Genomic DNA, 17,182 nt, shown 5'->3' on the forward strand with positions numbered 1-17,182 from the left:
GATTAAAGAAACAAACTATATAGGAAGTATAATATGAAATGCTGCTCCTACATTCTCTTTGTGGCAAAAAAAGCAGCTACATGTAATAGACACTATAGATCTGATTCAAGTTCTTTAAAAGCGTTTTTAATAAATCCTTCCTTATCAGCATTCATCTGTGCCAGTAACTCCTTTCTTTTTTCAGGAATGTCGGTATATTTTTCCGCCCAAAGATTAATTTCAACAATTATTGGAATTAAATCCATTCCTTTCTGTGTCAATTGATATAATACTTTAGCTTTACTGTCTGGATGCCCCAGTTTCTGAATAATTCCGTTTTCTTCCAATGAAAGCAGTCGGGCAGCTAAAATGTTAGTTGCTATCTTTTCATCAGATTTGGCCAATTCGCCATAGGTACATTTTTTTTTAAGCATTAAATCCCTCACAATCAACAGCGACCACTTGTCACCAAAGGCTTCAAGTGAAAAACTTACCGGGCAGTCTGATCTCTTTTTTTGAGTTTTCATAAAATAAACATAAAATCACTTGCGTTTTGCAAGTAAATGTTTTTATATTTGTACTTGCAATTTGCAAGCAAATATACAAATAATAATTTAAGCTAAGAAATAATGGAATTAAAAGAAAAAACAATATTGATTACCGGTGGTTCTGCCGGAATCGGATTAGAGGCTGCCAAACAATTTATTGAAGAAGGAGCTAAAGTAATTATTACAGGAAGAGATCAGAAAAAATTAGATCTTGCCAAAAAAATGTATCCATCCATTACGACCATTAAAAGTGATGCGTCCAGCCGGGAAGCTGCGGTTGCTTTGTACAATCAAATTAATGAAATGGGTGGAATAGATGTACTTTATAACAATGCCGGAATTATGAATGGACAGGATAATTTAGGTTTCAGTAATTCAAAACATTTTGAGAAAGCTGCCATAGAAATTAATACTAACTACTTAGGAGTTATTCTCTTAAATGACCTTTTTCTGGATATGCTTAAAAGTAGAAAAGAAGCAGCTATTATCAATACATCATCGATATTGAGTTACACGCCATCTAATCTTGTACCAACTTATTCAGCATCAAAAGCTGCGGTACGTTTTTATACCGAAGCATTACGAGATCATTTACAGATAATTGGAAGCACCATAAAAATATTTGAATTATTGCCACCGTTGGTAAAAACAAATATGTCTGAGGGAATGGAAGGTAAATCGATAACACCAGATGTGCTAATTGATGCTTTGATAAAAGGATTAAAAAACAATACGTACACTATCCGTGTTGGCGATACAAAAGCGATTTATCTGTTAAATAGATTTTTACCAAAGTTAGCTTACAAGTTATTGAATCATAAAGGTATTACAGCCAGATTGCAATCTTAATTTGTATAAAAATATTTAACTAAACATAAAATGAACAGTGTTCATTTTATTTTATACCTTTGTGCTTAGTAAGCCTGGAAAAGAAATAAGTATGAGTATAGTTGATAGAAAAGCAAGAGAAAAAGAAGCTTTAAAAGCCCTTATATTAAAAGGTGCTAAAAAGCTTTTTGTTGAAAAAGGAATTGAACAGACTACCATAAGAAACATTGCTGAAGAAATTAACTACAGTGTAGGCACTGTGTATGTTTATTTTAAAGATAAAAACGATATTCTCCATGATCTTCATACAATAGGTTTTGAGGAATTAGATAATTATTTTATGGAGTTATATACTATAGAAGATCCGAAGGAAAGATTAAAGAAAATGGGGTTTACCTATATCAAATTTGCCATAGAAAATTCTGAAATGTACGATTTGATGTTTAATCTAAAAGCTCCAATAGAATTCCTGAAAGACTCCGAGAATGAAGAGTGGGATGAAGGATGTACAGCATTTGGATTAGTGAAAAAAACTATTGAAGAATGTATTAACAAAGGTCATTTTAAAGGTCATAACGTAGAACCATTGGCATTTATGGTTTGGAGTTTGGTACATGGTATGTGCTGTCTGGAAATTCACCAGAGAATTAAAAACGTAAATTTTACGAACCCGGATACCATTTTGTACGACGGATACAATGAATATTTGAAAATGATCGAAAAGCTTTAAAAATTTTTTAACCAAAAAAATGAACGATGTTCAAATTATAAACAATGTATAATAGATGAAAATTAAACTAACTTTTGCATTACTCTGTCTAGGATATTTAGGGTATGCACAAAATAAGCTCGAAAGTTATATACAGACTGGCTTAAAAAATAACGAAGTAATCAGGCAGCATAATTTTGACATCAATAAAAGCATGTATGCCTTAAAAGAAGCACAAGCTTTATTTTATCCAACAGTTTCCTTAAACGCAAATTACACCAAAGCAGATGGCGGAAGGACAATCGATATTCCCATTGGAGATATGCTGAATCCGGTGTACAACACTTTAAATCAGATTACCAATTCTAACGCTTTTCCAATATTAGAAAATCAGTCGGTTTTGATAAATCCGGATAATTTTTATGATGCTAAAATTCATACTACGATGCCATTGCTGAATTTTGAAATTATTTATAATAAAAGAATCAAAACCCAGCAGACTACACTTCAAAAAATAGAACTCGAAATCTACCAAAGAGAGTTAGTAAAGGAAATTAAAATTGCCTATTACAAATACCTGCAGTCGGTTGAAGGAATTAAGATTTATGAAGACGCTTTGGCTTTGGTAAAAGAAAATCAAAGGGTAAATCAGGCTTTATTTAGAAATGAAAAAATAAACAGGACTGCCGTTTTACGAAGCGATAATGAGGTAATCCGCATTCAGGCCAATTTAGAAACCGCCCAACAAACCAGTAATAATGCCAGATCGTATTTTAATTTTTTATTGAATCAAAAACTTGATACCGCAATAGAAACGGATGAGAATGAAGCAGCTCCAATAGAAGTCTTTTCAGAAAATACCCAAAATAGAGAAGAACTGCAAAAGCTGATGCAGGCCAAAGAAATCAATGAAAATGTTAGCAAGCTGACCAACTCATACTGGCTGCCAAAAGTAAATGGCTTTGCTGATTTTGGAATTCAGGATTTTGATTTTGAAGTTGATAAGCAATCACGCTATTATTTTGCCGGTGTGGGTTTAGAGTGGAATATTTTTTCGGGAAATAAAAACAAGTATAAATTGAAACAAGTCGAAGAGGATCAGAAAAAAATAAGTTCCCAGACTGATAATGTCAAACAGCAATTACTGCTTCAGTTTCAGGTTTCACAGAACAATCTAAAATCGGCCTTGGAGCAGTTCTATGCAGATAAAAATCAAAAACAGTCGGCCAAAAAATACAACGACGATATTACCAAACTATACAAAGAAGGTCAGGCGATTTATATAGAGCTTCTGGATGCACAGAACCAATGGGTAAATGCACAGCTTAATACCAATATTTCGCTTTATAATTCCTGGATTGCTTTTGCAGAATTAGAAAGAGCCAACGCCACTTTTACTTTTAACTAAAAACAAAAAATAATGAAATCAACGATTCAAAAATACCTAAAAGGCAGTTTTATACCAGATAGTAGAAAAAGCCTGATTATATTGCTTGTTTTATCGCTTTTTTGCGCCTGTAAAGAAGAAAAAAAAGAAAAATCACCCTTTGAAACCGCAGATGTTATTCCGATTAAAATAGCCTCAGTTCAATCTTTGGCGCTTAATAATACCATAAGTGCATCAGGTTTAGTAACAACAGAAAATCAGGCAAATTACGGGTTTAAAATCGGAGGCATCATCAATCGTATTTATGTAGAAGAAGGACAGTTTTTTAAGAAAGGACAGCTTTTGGCATCATTGGACGAAACAGAAATTAATGCCGGTTTAAACCAAACCGATTTGAATCTCAAAAAGTACGAACGTGATTATAAACGAGCAGATAATTTGTACAAAGACAGTGTTTATACATTAGAACAGCTTCAGAATACAAAAACAGGCCTTGACATTGCTAGAAAACAGAAAGATGCTGTTGCTTTTAATGCACGTTATTCTAAAATTTATGCTGCTGCGGATGGTTTTGTTTCGAAGAAAATAGCAAGTGAAGGAGAAGTAGTCGGTGCAGGATCGCCAATTCTGGCTATAAATGAAACTAGCCAAAACAATAATTATCTGCTAAAAGTAGGATTGACAGACAAAGAATGGGCCACGATAAAAGTAGGGCAGAAAGCCACTGTAACGCTTGACGGTTATCCTGACGAAAAATTTGGCGCTTTTATTTTTAGAAAATCGCAGGCGGCAGATGCAGCATTGGGTTCTTTTCAGGTCGAATTAAAACTGAGCCTTAAGAAAAGTAAACCAGCAGTCGGAATGTTTGGAAAAGCCGAAATAAAAGCAGAACACTCAGAAGATTTTATGATCATTCCATACAATTCACTTATTGAAGCAGACGGAAACAAAGCGTTTGTTTTTATTGTAGAGAATAACAAAGTAAAACGCCAGCCGGTAACAATTAATAAATTTGAGAACAATAAAGTATTCATAGAAGAAGGTCTTCAGAAAACAGATCAAATCGTAATCTCCAACAGTGCTTATCTCAACGAACAATCAACCATCAAGATCATTAAATAATCACTATCATGAAAATAACAAACTTTGCTGTTAAGAATTATCAGTTTACGCTGATTATATTTCTGCTGGTTGCTGTGGTAGGTTATCTTACCCTGTTTACCATGCCAAGGGCTGAAGATCCTGCAACACATCCACCGCAATATTTAATTACTGTAATTTATCCCGGCACAAGTCCGAAAGATATGGAGGAACAGGTCGTAAAACCGATCGAGAACAAAATTTACGGACTCGAAAATATCGAAAAAATATTAACCACAGTAGAAGACGGTGTTGCTGCTTTTCAGGTGAAATTTAAATACGGCGTTGATGTAGATAACAAATATCAGGAAATTTCTACGGAAATGAATGCGCTTAAAAACAGTGAACTTCCCAAAGATATTTATCAAATAAAAACCGAAAAAATTGCTTCATCAGATGTAAAAATCCTTCAGTTGGCTTTGGTTTCTGAAAATGCATCAGACAAAAAACTGCGTGATGAAGCGGATAAGCTTAAATCTAAGATTGAGAAAATAACCAATCTTAAAGATGTAAAATACGTCGGAATTCCAGAGCAGGAAATTCGCATTGACTTACAGTTGGAAAAACTGGCGCAGCTAAAAATTCCGTTAAACATAGTCATGGGAAGTCTGCAAAGCGAAGCAGCCGATATTCCGGGAGGAAGCATAGACTTAGGCAGTAAAGTATTTAATGTAAAAACCAGCGGTAAATTTAAAAATGCCGATGATGTAGCTAATACGGTAATTTATAATGCAAACGGAAAAATAATCTATATGAGAGATGTAGCCGAAGTAGGCTATAAGTCCCAGGTTGTCGATCATATTACACGCATCAACGGACACCGTTGTGTGCTCGTGACAGCCGGAATGAAAGATAATGTAAACATTACTGATGTACAAAAAGAATTCATGCCAATTGTAGACGAATTTTCTAAAGAATTACCGTCAAACATAAAATTGGTTAAAAACTTCGATCAGGCGAATATGGTATCGCAGCGTCTGGGACATTTAGGTTTTGATTTTATGCTGGCAATTGTTTTGGTAATTGTTACATTACTTCCATTAGGTTTAAGAGCTTCTGCAATTGTGATGATTTCTATTCCGTTATCGCTCGCATTAGGATTAATTGCAATGAATGCTTTTGGTTTTTCTTTAAATCAGTTAAGTATCGTTGGCCTGGTGGTAGCTTTGGGATTACTGGTGGATGACAGTATTGTTGTTGTCGAAAATATAGAACGCTGGTTACGAGAAGGACATTCAAAAATGGATGCAGTCCTTAAAGGCACCAAACAAATCGGAATTGCCGTAGTGGGCTGTACTGCAACACTTATTATCGCTTTTTTACCGCTGACTTTTCTGCCGGATGTTTCGGGAGAATTTATCAGAAGTTTACCGATGGCGGTTATTACCAGTGTATTGGCATCGATGATTGTAGCTTTGACATTGGTGCCGTTTTTAGGAAGCCGATTTTTAAAAACACACGATCATGCGGGAGGAAATATTTTTCTTCAGTATCTTCAAAAATTCCTGACCAGAGCGTACCGTGATATTATGCCAAAAGCATTAAAATATCCGAGAACAACTATTGCTATTTCTATCGTTTTAAGCATCACCGCGTTTGGACTGTTTAAAGTAACCGGTTTTAAGTTATTCCCGACTTCAGAAAAACCAATGTTTCTTATCAATATAAAATTACCGCTTCAGGCCAATATTTTAGAAAGTGACCGTGTGACCAAAATTGTAGAAGCCGAGCTGAAAAATCATAAAGAAATTGTTTATTACACTTCGAACGTTGGTAAAGGAAATCCGCAGATTTATTACAATGTGCATCCACAGGACAGAAAACCCGATTTTGCCCAGATTTTTGTCCAGCTCGAAGATGAAGCAAAACCAGCGGAAAAAACGGCATTAATTGAAGAGCTGCGAACTAAATTTAAAACGATGCCTTATGCAAAAGTGGAGGTAAAAGATTTTGAACAGGGAACCCCAATAGAAGCTAATATTGTCGTAAGATTATTTGGTGAAGACCAGGAAGTATTGCGTAAGCTTTCTTCACAGGTAGAAACTATTCTAAGAAATCAGGAAGGAACCGTGTATATTAACAACGAGTTGAATACGTATAAAACAGACGTTAAAGTTAAAATCAATAAAGAAAAAGCTAGAACATTAGGCGTACTGACAAGCGAAGTAGATAAGGTAATACGCCTTTCTGTAGCAGGATTAACGGTCGGTGATTATATAGATGACAGGGGTGATGCCAGAAATGTAACACTAACATTGCCACGAGATAAATTTTCGAATCTTGATGCCTTGAAGAATTTATATGTAAATAACCTTCTGGGAGCGCCGATCGCACTGAATCAGATTGCTGAAATTTCGTTTGAAACTTCTCCAACCGCAATTAATCATTTTAACAAATCACGCTTTTCAAAAGTAACCGCTTTATCAGCAAAGGGTTATTATGCCAATGATTTATTGACGCACATTGTTCCAAAACTGGATCAATTGAAAATGCCAAAAGGATATTATTACAAATTATCAGGTGAAAAAGAATCCGAAGGCGATGCGCTGGGTGGTAACTTTCTGGCAGTAATTATTTTAAGCACCTTTTTGTTTGTTGCGGTTTTATTGCTGCAGTTTAAAACTTTTAAAGGAATTATTATTGTATTATCTATTATACCGCTGGGAATTTTGGGCGGTGTGTTATTATTGCTTCTCAATGGAAGTCCGATGTCTTTGGTTGCTATAATCGGTTTTATTGGTCTTTCGGGAATTCAGGTAAAGAACTCTTTGCTGCTGGTAGATTTTACCAATCAGTTAAGACAGGAAGGATATTCGATAGATGAAGCGATTGCCATTGCAGGAGAAACCCGTTTTCTGCCAGTAGTGCTGACATCCATCACTGCAATTTGTGGTTTGATTCCGATTGCCTTAAACTCAAATCCTTTGATCGCACCATTAGCCATTGTTTTAATTGGCGGTTTAATCAGTTCTACAATATTATCACGAATTGTAACGCCGGTGATGTATAAATTGATTCCTCCTAGTATTGAAAAGAAGTAAAGAAACAGAAAAATGGGATTTTTTTAAATTAAGATTATTTTTAAAGATCAAATAGGTGTAACCAGACATTTTTTTTTCATAATTTAAAGGTTTAGAAAGATGAAACACTTATTTTTATGTAAATACATATTTTTGCAGTTTTTTTTTCTTTGCTTTTACTGTGATTCTAAAAAAGGAAATAAAAACGAAAAATGAGTTAACTCTGTTTAATAGGGTATATGAAAAAAAGCGCCAATTGTCTTCAATTGGCGCTTTTTCGCTGTGTTCAATTGAGGATTTGCTGTCAAAATGAATGATAATCTTAATTCTGTTTAATTTATTCTATATTTTATAGGGCTTCATAAAGATATATAATAAAACAATACACACTTACAGAGAACAATTTAGATTAGAATTAATTCTAAAGTATTACAATCAATTAAAATTGAATAATGCTGCTCAAAGCATTCCGAAACTACTGGTCAAATTATACCGAAAGTATATGGTGTGACAAACCAATTTTTTGACTATTCTCATTTTGTATATAAACTTTTGTGCCGTTTTCCCCACTGCTCCATATGCTGGATTATCGGTCTTAATTCATAGCCAATTTCTGTTAACTCATATTCTACTTTAGGAGGGACTTGAGCGTATACATTTCTCTTTATAATATTATCTTGTTCCAATTTCCGCAGTTGCAGCGTTAGCATACGTTCTGTAATATTTGGTATAGATTTCCTTAGTTCGCTAAAACGCATTTTGCCTTGTAATAGCCAGGAACAAATTACAAGTGACCATTGGCCGCCAATTATGTTTGCCGCGTATACTTCTGAACACTCATCTCCTAAGATTTTCTTATTTTCAAAATTTGTGCTTGTAATCTTAACTTTCGACATAACTTACATTTTTGATAGTACCTTACAATTGGTTGTCAATAAAGCCAATATGACTTTTATGTTATAGCTTCGCAGAACTATTCTATTTAAATAATTAAAGTTTAAAATTAAATCAAAAAAGGTAATGATGAAAAAAGACTTCACAAATATTTTATTATTTATGGCAGTACTCAACATTTATTCTAAAAATGAAAATGTAAAACTAAAAAAGACAATGAACATGAAAAACACATCTATATTAGTTAATGCAAACGAACATGTAAGAAAAGGAGAATACGAAGCGTACTTATCCTATCTCACTGAAGACACCAAATGGGTATTTGTGGGTGAGAGAACTCTTTTAGGAAAAGAAGCAGTAAGGCAATATATCAAAGAATTCTATCTGGCACCACCAGTATTTGATATGGAAAAAGCGATAGAGGAGGGCGACTTTGTAACTGCAACAGGTAACATTGCCTTAAAAAATGTGAATGAAGAATATGATCATTACATTTATTGTGACATTTGGCGATTTAATAATGGCAAAATAGCTGAATTAAAAGCATTCGTAATTGAGAAAAAGCCCTGACTTCAATAAACCACATAACAATATGGAGCTTATGCTGTACAATAATTAAACTTTACAATTTTATTTAATTGGCTATTAAATAAAATTTAGTTTAGCTGAATTTGTATTGATGTAAGTGGATTTCACTGCTATCGGGGCTAAGACTGCTGAGGAGCCCCGCTCTTTAGACTAATAGAAATAAGTAAGGTTATAAAAAAATGGCGCCAATTGTCTTCAATTGGCGCCATTTGGCTTTGTGACCTCGACGGGACAAATTACTATAAAATTTATGGAAGATTTAAAGAGATTAGCTTACTGGATGTAGGCGATGTCTTTCGTTGGCTTTATGAATTTGGTTTGGATGTCCTGTTGGGGATGAAGATAAAAGTTAATTGATTGCAAGAAAAAGCAATTGAATAATCTATTTGAAGTAGAGCAAACTTCCTTAACTTTTTGTGGCAAATTTAAAAGCACCTTAGTTTTAGATTTTTTTAAACTGTGTCATGTTTTTTAAGTATGATTATGGCGGGTGATGGGGGATGTTAGTTTGATGAGACGAATTTATTTGAAGATTAATTCTGACTTAATTTCTAATGATCAAATCGCTTTGATAGAAGCTACTTTCAGCCTCCTGTTTCAGCAAAAAGAAATAAAAGCTTCAGAGTAATCTGAAGCTTTTATTTTTTGAATTAACTTTACAATTACCACGAATATGGCAGTTAGTCAGCCCACTGTTTCTGATTATTCGATAATGATCTTTTTGGTGCTTTTTTCTGCTTTATCTTTTAAGGTCACAAAGTAGATTCCTGCAGCGAAACGTTGCGTGTCTACAGTAATACTGGAGCCTTCTATTTTTGATGAAAAAACTTTTTGGCCTAATATATCCGTTACGATGACTTCTGCATCATTGCTTCCTTCCAGTTCAATATTTAATTTATCATTTGCCGGATTAGGGAATGCCTTCCAGTTAGACTTGGAGTACAGGATTTCATCCACACTGAGAGTCTCTTGTGTTATCTTTCTGATCCTGGAATTGACAAGATCTGCTACATAGATATTTCCTTTAGCATCAGCACAGATACCCCTTGGATTGGAGAACTTGGCAGATAGCGCAGGTCCGTCCAAATAACCATCTGTGGAGCCGGCCAGGGTGCTTACTGTTCCCGACGGGCTAATTTTTCGGATGATATGATTGGCAAGAGAATAATCTGTCACATATAAATTATCATTGCTGTCAATTCCTATCTGCTCAGGATAGGAGAACTGGGCAGAAGCGCCGGGACCGTCTGTATACCCTTCGGTTGAACCTGCCAAAGTGCTTACAGTGCCGTTAGGGGTAATTTTTCTGATTCGGTGGTTGAATCTGTCCGAAACATATAAATTACCATTTTTATCAATGCAGATTCCTTTAGGCTGCCAGATTTTGGCCGTACTGGCTGGTCCGTCTTCAAAACCGAAAGTGGAACCGGCGAAAGTGCTTACAGTGCCATTGGGGGTGATTTTTCTGATCTTATGATTATAATTATCAGCAACGTAAAGATTGCCGCTTTTATCAGCGCATATTCCGTCTAAATCGGTATTAAACTTGGCTGCACTTCCAGGCCCGTCAGCAAATCCGACAGTAGAGCCGGCAAGCGTGGTTACAACACCTTGAGGGGTAATTTTTCTTATTTTGTAATTACCGGCATCTGTGACATAGATATTGCCAGCTGCATCAGAACAGATTCCATTAGGAAAACTGAATTTCGCATAAGGGCCGGTTCCATCTGCATAGCCTTCCTCATGTCCTGCCAGAGTACTGGTAACGCCTTCAGGGGTGATCTTTCGGATTCTAAAATTAGTTTGGTCCACAACATAAATATTTCCGGAAGGGTCTGTGCACATTCCATACATTCCAGAAAATTCGGCGACTAATCTCAACCCGTCGTCAGCCCCTGGTCCTGAACCGGCAAAAGTGCAGATGACACCTTCAGGACTAATTTTTCTGATCTTATTATTGGATGCATCTGCAACATAGATGTTTCCGTCGGAATGTACGTGCAGACCATGAGGGTCATAAAAACCAGCTTTTGCTCCTAGATCGTCAGAGGAAGGGCTCCCGAATCCGGCAAATGATGTGACAGCACCGTCGGGGGTGATTTTTCTGATCCTGTCATTATACATATCTGCTACAAATAAATTCCCATTTGCATCAATATCAATTCCAATGGGATGATGAAATTTTGCAGCTGTTCCGGTGCCATCAGCATAACCTGTAACTGAACCGGCAATTATGGTTACCTGTTCGGCAGGCGTAATTTTATATATTGCATCAGAGCCTAAAGAAGTTATGTAAAGGTTTCCGGTTTTATCTACGCATATTCCTCTTGGAATATGAAGGTCCTGTGACGGGGCAATTGTGGTAACGTTACCCGACAGCGTAATTTTTCTGATCCTGCCATTACCGGAATCAGAAACGTAAAGATTGCCGGTGGGATCAATGCAGATAGCGTAGGGAATACTGAATTTTGCTGCGGCTCCGTTTCCATCAGCCTTGCCCATAACTGATCCTGCCAAAGTGGTTACAGATCCATCGGATGTAATTTTTCTGATTTTATTATTTTCAGAATCAGCCACATATAAATTTCCATTCGTATCGATACAGATCCCCGAAGGTCTGTTGAACTGTGCTGCTGTGCCCTTTCCATCGGCATATCCGCTTAGTGATCCTGCTATAGTGGTTACAAAACCGTCAGGCGAAATTTTTCTAATCCTGTGATTGTAGGTGTCTGCTACATAAAAATTGCCTGCGGCATCAGAACATAGGTCTTCAGGATTTGTAAATTGAGCATCTGGTCCCGTTCCGATACCCTCTGAGAAATTGCCCAGACTACGTCCACCGCCAGCAAAAGTGCTAACAGTTTGCGAGCTGCTAAATAATGATGATAGAATAAAAAGTAAAATTAAAGTTTGCTTCATGCTTATGCAATCGTTTTTTAAGTTAATAAATCAGGATAAAAGTAATTTATTTAATTAAGAAATTACGTATTTTTTTTAAATGTGAAAGCAATTCTTTTTGGGTTTGGCGAGTTTGTTTTGGGGATCTATTTGTTAGAATGGCAGGACGATATGTTTTATTTATGTTAAGACTTTTTTTGTTTTTAATTTGACCTGCTGTTTGCGGAGTTGGTTAGAGTTTATTCTTTATTTAATAAGAACAATTAGTTGATTTTTTCAGTAACGCAATTATAAGAACAATTATTTTTTTGCTAAATCCCAACTTTTACCCTGGATCCATTTTCGTGTTGATTCCTGTAAAGGCTTGAAAAATCTAGAAATTTGTGTATAAAAAAAAGAGACAACTATATAATAGTTGTCTCTTTAAGTGACCTCGATGGGACAAATTTCTACAAAATTTATGGAAGATTTGAAGATATTGGCTTACTACTGGTAAAGGCCGTCTTTCGTTGGCTTAAAGTATTTGGTTTGGATGTCCTGTTGAGGATGCTCTAAATAAAATTTAAAAAAGTAATTTTATTTAGAGCAGAAATTATTATTTCATTTTATTATGCTTGACTAAAACTTAATCTATTTATCTTTAAAATGAATTGTAATGGTTAATTTTTTTGATATGGTTTAATTAGATTTTTTATATTTATGCATTTTACTTTTAAGAGAATGAATACAGAAATTCCAATACCACACAACGAATTAGCGCGTTTGGCAGCTTTAAAGCGCTATAATATTCTGGACACTTTACCCGAACATGCTTTTGATGATGCAACTAAACTTGTTTCTTATATCTGTGGCGTACCAATAGCGCATATTTCCTTTATTGATGAAAGCCGTCAGTGGTTTAAATCTGAAATTGGAATTGGTGTACCAGAGGTGCCGAGGGAAATTAGTTTTTGCCGATACACCATTTTGGAGTCGGATATGGTTGAAATACCGGATACGCATTTAAACGAAAGATTTAAAGATGATCCCAATGTTACTGGCGGTTTTAAGGTGAGGTTCTACGCAGGAGTTCCGTTAACAACACCCGACGGTTATAATATTGGAACTATTTGTGCCATCGATCATGTTAGTAAAGAACTTAACGAAAACCAGCGTAATGCCATTTCTATAGTAGCAAAACACGTGATAAACCAATTGGAATTAAGAACAAAAAACATTGAACTTGACGCCCAGAAAAAGATAGCCGAACGTGCTGTCTTGGCAAAAGATAGTTTTTTGGCCAATATGAGCCACGAAATCAGAACTCCGTTAAATGCCATTATTGGTTTTACAGACCTTTTAGCCCAAACCAAATTGGATACGGTTCAACAGGATTACATTGGTAGTGTTCAGATAGCAGGAGAAAATTTACTTTTGATTGTTAACGACATTTTAGATCTTTCTAAAATAGAATCTGGTAACTTGGTTATTGAAGGGCAGTCCTTCAATTTAAAAAAGACTCTTAAACATATTTATAAGCTGCTAAAAGTAAAAGTTCCGAAAGACATTGAATTTAATCTTTTCCTTGATGCTGATATGCCCGACAATGTAATTGGTGATCAGGGAAGACTAAATCAGATTTTGGTTAACCTTACAGGAAATGCCCTAAAATTTACCGAAGAAGGAGAAGTTACGGTTTCTGTAAAATTAGTTGATGAAACAGAGGATCATTATGCGCTCCGATTTTCAGTTAAAGATACCGGTATTGGTATACCTGAGGATAAACTTGCAACTATTTTTGAACGATTTAAACAAGCAGAAGAAAGTACAACCAGAAGATTTGGCGGTACCGGTCTTGGTCTCAATATTGTCAAACAGCTGGTTGAATTGCACGGAAGTGAAATTCAGGTGAAAAGCAAACCAAACAGAGGCTCGGAGTTTTTCTTTGTGTTTCAGTATAAAAAAGTAAACCATGATGAAATAGCTGCAGAAGCAGTTTCAGAAGATAAACTGGGTAAACTTAAAATACTGCTTTGCGAAGACAATCTTTTAAACCAGAAATTGGTAAGAAGTGTTATTCAAAATTTTGGTTTTGAATTGGATATTGCCGAAAATGGAGAAGAAGGAATAGCATTGTTATCCAAAAACAGATATGATCTGGTACTGATGGATCTTCAGATGCCCGTTAAAGATGGTTATCAAACGACAGAATATATCAGGAATGAAATGAAATTAACCATTCCGATTATCGCCATGACAGCGCACTCGCTGGTAGGTGAGCAGGAACGTTGTTTTGATGTCGGTATGGATGCTTACGTACCAAAACCATTTAAGCAGCCGGTACTTTTAAAGGCTATTAAGACGGTAATGAACAAAGATCTAAATGCTGTAAAGAAAAGGAAAATCGACTTTTCTTATTTAGACGAGATGGCGTGTGGTGATCCGGCGTTTAAAAAAGAAATGATAAGTCTTTTTATAGAAAAAATCCCGGCCGAATTGGAGCATTTAGAAGAAGCATTCAATAGCAAAAGTCATGATAAAGTAAAGAAATTATCGCACAACATGAAGTCTAGTGTAGACATGTTTATGCTAATGGATCTTAGTCATTCTTTGTCTATTATTGAGGGAGATGCTACAATGGGACAGTTCACTTCTGAAACGGCTAATCAAATTAACCTGTTAAATTATGGCGTTAAAGAAGTAGTTAAAATTCTAAATGAGCTATGAAAAGAGAGAAATATACTCTAGCTTTACGTTAGATCCAAAAGCTATAAAAGCAAATTTGCCTCAAAATTAAGTAACCTATGAGAATCATTTTATCTGAAGATAATGATATGCTGCGTAAATCATTATCCTTTTTCCTGGAGTCGAAGGGATTTTCCGTTGACCAGTTTTCTGATGGAAAAGAAGCATTAGATGCAATTGAAACAAATAATTATGACTTGATCCTGACAGACATCAACATGCCAGGCATAAGCGGAATGGAAATTACGCAATATGTGAGAGAAACCATAGGCTCTGATGTTCCGATCATTATTTTTACTTCTTCAGGTATAGAGCAAACGGAACTCGATTCATTTGATCTTGGCGCAAACGAGTTCATTGCGAAACCCGTTAGTCCGGCCGTGCTTTTAGTGAGAATTAATAAATTACTAAAAACACGTGCTTAATGAAGTTTCTATATTATACAATTTTCCTGCTGCTTATTTCTCCTGTCGTATTGGCACAGAAAAATACTATTGATGATGTAATGAGGCACGCAAAGCGTGAAGCAGAGAAAGGTAACTATGATGCTGCCTTAGCACTCACTGAACCTTTAAGTGTAAAATTTCCTGAGAATGAAGAAATAAAAATTTACAACGGACGTATTTACAGCTGGAAAAAAGACTACAACGCTTCCATTAAAATTTTAGAGCCAATGGTAGACAGGATCAATCCAAGTCCCGATGCTTTATTGGCGATTATCAATACGTACTATTGGTCACAACAATTCGATAAGTGTATTACGTATTGCGATCGGTATTTGGCTATTGAACCCAATTCGCTTGATGTTTTACGGATTAAAGTGAACTGTCTTGAAAAACTAAATCGCGACAAAGAAGCTTTAGCCATTATCGAAAAAGTATTAATTACAGATAACAGTACTCAGGCCTTTAGAGGAGTGAGAACACTGATTGGAGAGAAGGCAACTAATGCAATATCGGCTTCTTATTTAAATATTTCTACGTCGAGTCCCGGACAATCACCATTGCATTATGTCTATGTCGAGTACTCTCATAAGTTCACCAAATCAGCACTTGTGGGACGCGCTAATGCAGGTCATGTAAATGGCGATTCACAAATGCTGTTTGAAGCAGACTATTATCAAACTTTCGCTAAAAAGAACTATTTGTATGTGAATGGTGGGGTTTCAACAGGAGAGACTGTGTTTCCTGTAGCAAAAGCCGGTGTTGAGTATTATTTTGTTCCGCATAAAAAGTTTGACTATGCCTTGGGTGTTCGGTATATGCATTTTGAAACAGAAGATGTAACCTTATTAACAGGACAATTGGCATACCATATTGGTGCCAATACAATTTCCTACAGACCTTATTACGATACGACAAACGAATTATTTTCTCATGTCTTGAGTTTTCAGAACACAAATGAAGAAAAAGAAAGCATCATAAGGTTTGAACTGCAATATGGAAATGTCCCATATCTTTATCTTTACAATAACCTGACGCAACCTTTAAGGTCATACAGAGCAGGTATACAATACCAACGCCGTCTTGGTAATTCCTTTTTTATCAGACCTGTCTTTCTTTACGAGTACGAAGAGTATCTGCCTGATGCCTACAGAAATAGATTCAATGTTCAGGTAATTCTAACGAAACGCTTCTGATATGACGAAACTATGGGAACTTTATAAGAGCGGAACCTGGGTAGAACCTTTTTTAATTCTGTCCATAGGCCTGTTTATACTAACATCATTTATTCTATATTTAATAATAATAAGCAGCCGAAGCAGGAAGATAAGAAGAAACAGACGCCTTACGGAATATATTATCATTATTGAAAAATTAATGTTTTCGGTGGTTTTTCAGGACATGTCCTTTTCAGAAGTTAATAAGGAGGAAAATTTTAATAAACCCTTTCGTAATTCCTTTTTCAGGGAAGTTATGATCGATTCGATTATGAATCTTCATAAAAATTACGAAGGAAATTATGCCGAAAAGTTAGAGCAGTTTTACAAAGATTCAGGATTGATAAAAGATTCCTTCAAAAAACTCAGGAGCCTGAGGTGGGAAGTAAAATGCAAAGGAATTACAGAATTATCAGAAATAAATTGTACTGATGCTTTTGATAGTATCGTTAAAGCTTCTAAAGGCGGAAATAAAATTTTAAAAATCACAGCTGTGAATGCTGCTATAAAGCTTGGAGGTACAAAAAGCCTGCCGTATCTCACAGAGCATCCAGATCCAATTGATGACTGGACTCAGATCAATATCATACATGCTTTCAAAAAGCACGATATTGGCGATATTAAAGGGGTTGAGTTATTACTTGAATCTCAAAATACAACCGTAATTGCACTGGGCTTAAAACTTATTAAGGAGCTTAAACTAACACAAAAAATTCCTTACCTGACAAAGCTGGTTGCTAATGCACCCAATACATTAATAAAGTACGAAGCGCAAAATGTACTTCAGCAATTAACTGTTTAATAGAA

General features: G+C 35.5%; 13 protein-coding genes. 10 read left to right on the top strand and 3 right to left on the bottom strand.

Going from position 1 to position 17,182, the window contains the following annotated elements; all coding sequences use genetic code 11:
• Nucleotides 1–92: 92 nt before the first annotated feature.
• The gene (locus tag JOD96_RS02200; protein WP_209562635.1) at nt 93–506 is read right to left on the bottom strand and encodes a winged helix-turn-helix transcriptional regulator; all 414 of its coding nucleotides are present in this window, start codon (nt 504–506) and stop codon (nt 93–95) included.
• A 102-nt stretch (nt 507–608) separates the two neighbouring features.
• Between JOD96_RS02200 and JOD96_RS02205 the strand changes: the two genes are divergently transcribed.
• From JOD96_RS02205 to JOD96_RS02225, 5 genes are all read left to right on the top strand, one after another.
• Nucleotides 609–1,376 (top strand): SDR family oxidoreductase, encoded by a 768-nt coding sequence (locus JOD96_RS02205; RefSeq protein WP_209562636.1) that lies wholly within the window; start codon nt 609–611, stop codon nt 1,374–1,376.
• Between the two features lie 91 nt (nt 1,377–1,467).
• Nucleotides 1,468–2,085, top strand: coding sequence for a TetR/AcrR family transcriptional regulator (locus tag JOD96_RS02210; RefSeq protein WP_209562637.1), 618 nt, complete (start codon nt 1,468–1,470; stop codon nt 2,083–2,085).
• 55 nt (nt 2,086–2,140) lie between these two features.
• Nucleotides 2,141–3,472: a TolC family protein gene (locus JOD96_RS02215; protein WP_209562638.1), complete on the top strand. Its 1,332-nt coding sequence runs from the start codon at nt 2,141–2,143 to the stop codon at nt 3,470–3,472.
• 12 nt (nt 3,473–3,484) lie between these two features.
• Complete coding sequence (locus JOD96_RS02220) at nt 3,485–4,573, top strand: efflux RND transporter periplasmic adaptor subunit (protein WP_209562639.1); 1,089 nt, start codon at nt 3,485–3,487, stop codon at nt 4,571–4,573.
• An 8-nt stretch (nt 4,574–4,581) separates the two neighbouring features.
• Entirely contained in the window at nt 4,582–7,632 is a 3,051-nt protein-coding gene (locus JOD96_RS02225) for an efflux RND transporter permease subunit (RefSeq protein WP_209562640.1), read from the top strand.
• A 512-nt stretch (nt 7,633–8,144) separates the two neighbouring features.
• Here JOD96_RS02225 and JOD96_RS02230 read toward each other — a convergent pair.
• Nucleotides 8,145–8,507 (bottom strand): winged helix-turn-helix transcriptional regulator, encoded by a 363-nt coding sequence (locus tag JOD96_RS02230; protein WP_245188322.1) that lies wholly within the window; start codon nt 8,505–8,507, stop codon nt 8,145–8,147.
• A gap of 160 nt (nt 8,508–8,667) precedes the next feature.
• Between JOD96_RS02230 and JOD96_RS02235 the strand changes: the two genes are divergently transcribed.
• Nucleotides 8,668–9,075, top strand: a complete 408-nt coding sequence (locus JOD96_RS02235; protein ID WP_245188323.1) for a nuclear transport factor 2 family protein — start codon at nt 8,668–8,670, stop codon at nt 9,073–9,075.
• 720 nt (nt 9,076–9,795) lie between these two features.
• Here JOD96_RS02235 and JOD96_RS02240 read toward each other — a convergent pair.
• Nucleotides 9,796–12,012: a T9SS type A sorting domain-containing protein gene (locus tag JOD96_RS02240; protein ID WP_209562642.1), complete on the bottom strand. Its 2,217-nt coding sequence runs from the start codon at nt 12,010–12,012 to the stop codon at nt 9,796–9,798.
• 699 nt (nt 12,013–12,711) lie between these two features.
• Here JOD96_RS02240 and JOD96_RS02245 point away from each other — a divergent pair.
• The 4 genes from JOD96_RS02245 (at nt 12,712) to JOD96_RS02260 (ending at nt 17,177) form a co-directional block, all read left to right on the top strand.
• Nucleotides 12,712–14,697: an ATP-binding protein gene (locus tag JOD96_RS02245; RefSeq protein WP_209562643.1), complete on the top strand. Its 1,986-nt coding sequence runs from the start codon at nt 12,712–12,714 to the stop codon at nt 14,695–14,697.
• A gap of 77 nt (nt 14,698–14,774) precedes the next feature.
• Complete coding sequence (locus tag JOD96_RS02250; protein WP_209562644.1) at nt 14,775–15,140, top strand: response regulator transcription factor; 366 nt, start codon at nt 14,775–14,777, stop codon at nt 15,138–15,140.
• A complete protein-coding gene (locus JOD96_RS02255; RefSeq protein WP_209562645.1) occupies nt 15,140–16,354 on the top strand; it encodes a YaiO family outer membrane beta-barrel protein in 1,215 nt (404 codons plus the stop codon). Before JOD96_RS02250 ends, JOD96_RS02255 begins: the two co-directional genes overlap by 1 nt.
• A 1-nt stretch (nt 16,355) precedes the next feature.
• Complete coding sequence (locus JOD96_RS02260; RefSeq protein ID WP_209562646.1) at nt 16,356–17,177, top strand: hypothetical protein; 822 nt, start codon at nt 16,356–16,358, stop codon at nt 17,175–17,177.
• Nucleotides 17,178–17,182 lie beyond the last annotated feature (5 nt).

It is taken from the genome of Flavobacterium sp. 1355 (assembly GCF_017833415.1).
Classification (GTDB): Bacteria; Bacteroidota; Bacteroidia; order Flavobacteriales; family Flavobacteriaceae; genus Flavobacterium.

Coding starts and splice junctions, on each gene's coding strand:
- JOD96_RS02200 (WP_209562635.1), bottom strand. CDS start 506: ATGAAAACTCAAAAAAAGAGATCAGACTGCCCGGTAAGTTTTTCACTT.
- JOD96_RS02205 (WP_209562636.1), top strand. CDS start 609: ATGGAATTAAAAGAAAAAACAATATTGATTACCGGTGGTTCTGCCGGA.
- JOD96_RS02210 (WP_209562637.1), top strand. CDS start 1,468: ATGAGTATAGTTGATAGAAAAGCAAGAGAAAAAGAAGCTTTAAAAGCC.
- JOD96_RS02215 (WP_209562638.1), top strand. CDS start 2,141: ATGAAAATTAAACTAACTTTTGCATTACTCTGTCTAGGATATTTAGGG.
- JOD96_RS02220 (WP_209562639.1), top strand. CDS start 3,485: ATGAAATCAACGATTCAAAAATACCTAAAAGGCAGTTTTATACCAGAT.
- JOD96_RS02225 (WP_209562640.1), top strand. CDS start 4,582: ATGAAAATAACAAACTTTGCTGTTAAGAATTATCAGTTTACGCTGATT.
- JOD96_RS02230 (WP_245188322.1), bottom strand. CDS start 8,507: ATGTCGAAAGTTAAGATTACAAGCACAAATTTTGAAAATAAGAAAATC.
- JOD96_RS02235 (WP_245188323.1), top strand. CDS start 8,668: ATGGCAGTACTCAACATTTATTCTAAAAATGAAAATGTAAAACTAAAA.
- JOD96_RS02240 (WP_209562642.1), bottom strand. CDS start 12,012: ATGAAGCAAACTTTAATTTTACTTTTTATTCTATCATCATTATTTAGC.
- JOD96_RS02245 (WP_209562643.1), top strand. CDS start 12,712: ATGAATACAGAAATTCCAATACCACACAACGAATTAGCGCGTTTGGCA.
- JOD96_RS02250 (WP_209562644.1), top strand. CDS start 14,775: ATGAGAATCATTTTATCTGAAGATAATGATATGCTGCGTAAATCATTA.
- JOD96_RS02255 (WP_209562645.1), top strand. CDS start 15,140: ATGAAGTTTCTATATTATACAATTTTCCTGCTGCTTATTTCTCCTGTC.
- JOD96_RS02260 (WP_209562646.1), top strand. CDS start 16,356: ATGACGAAACTATGGGAACTTTATAAGAGCGGAACCTGGGTAGAACCT.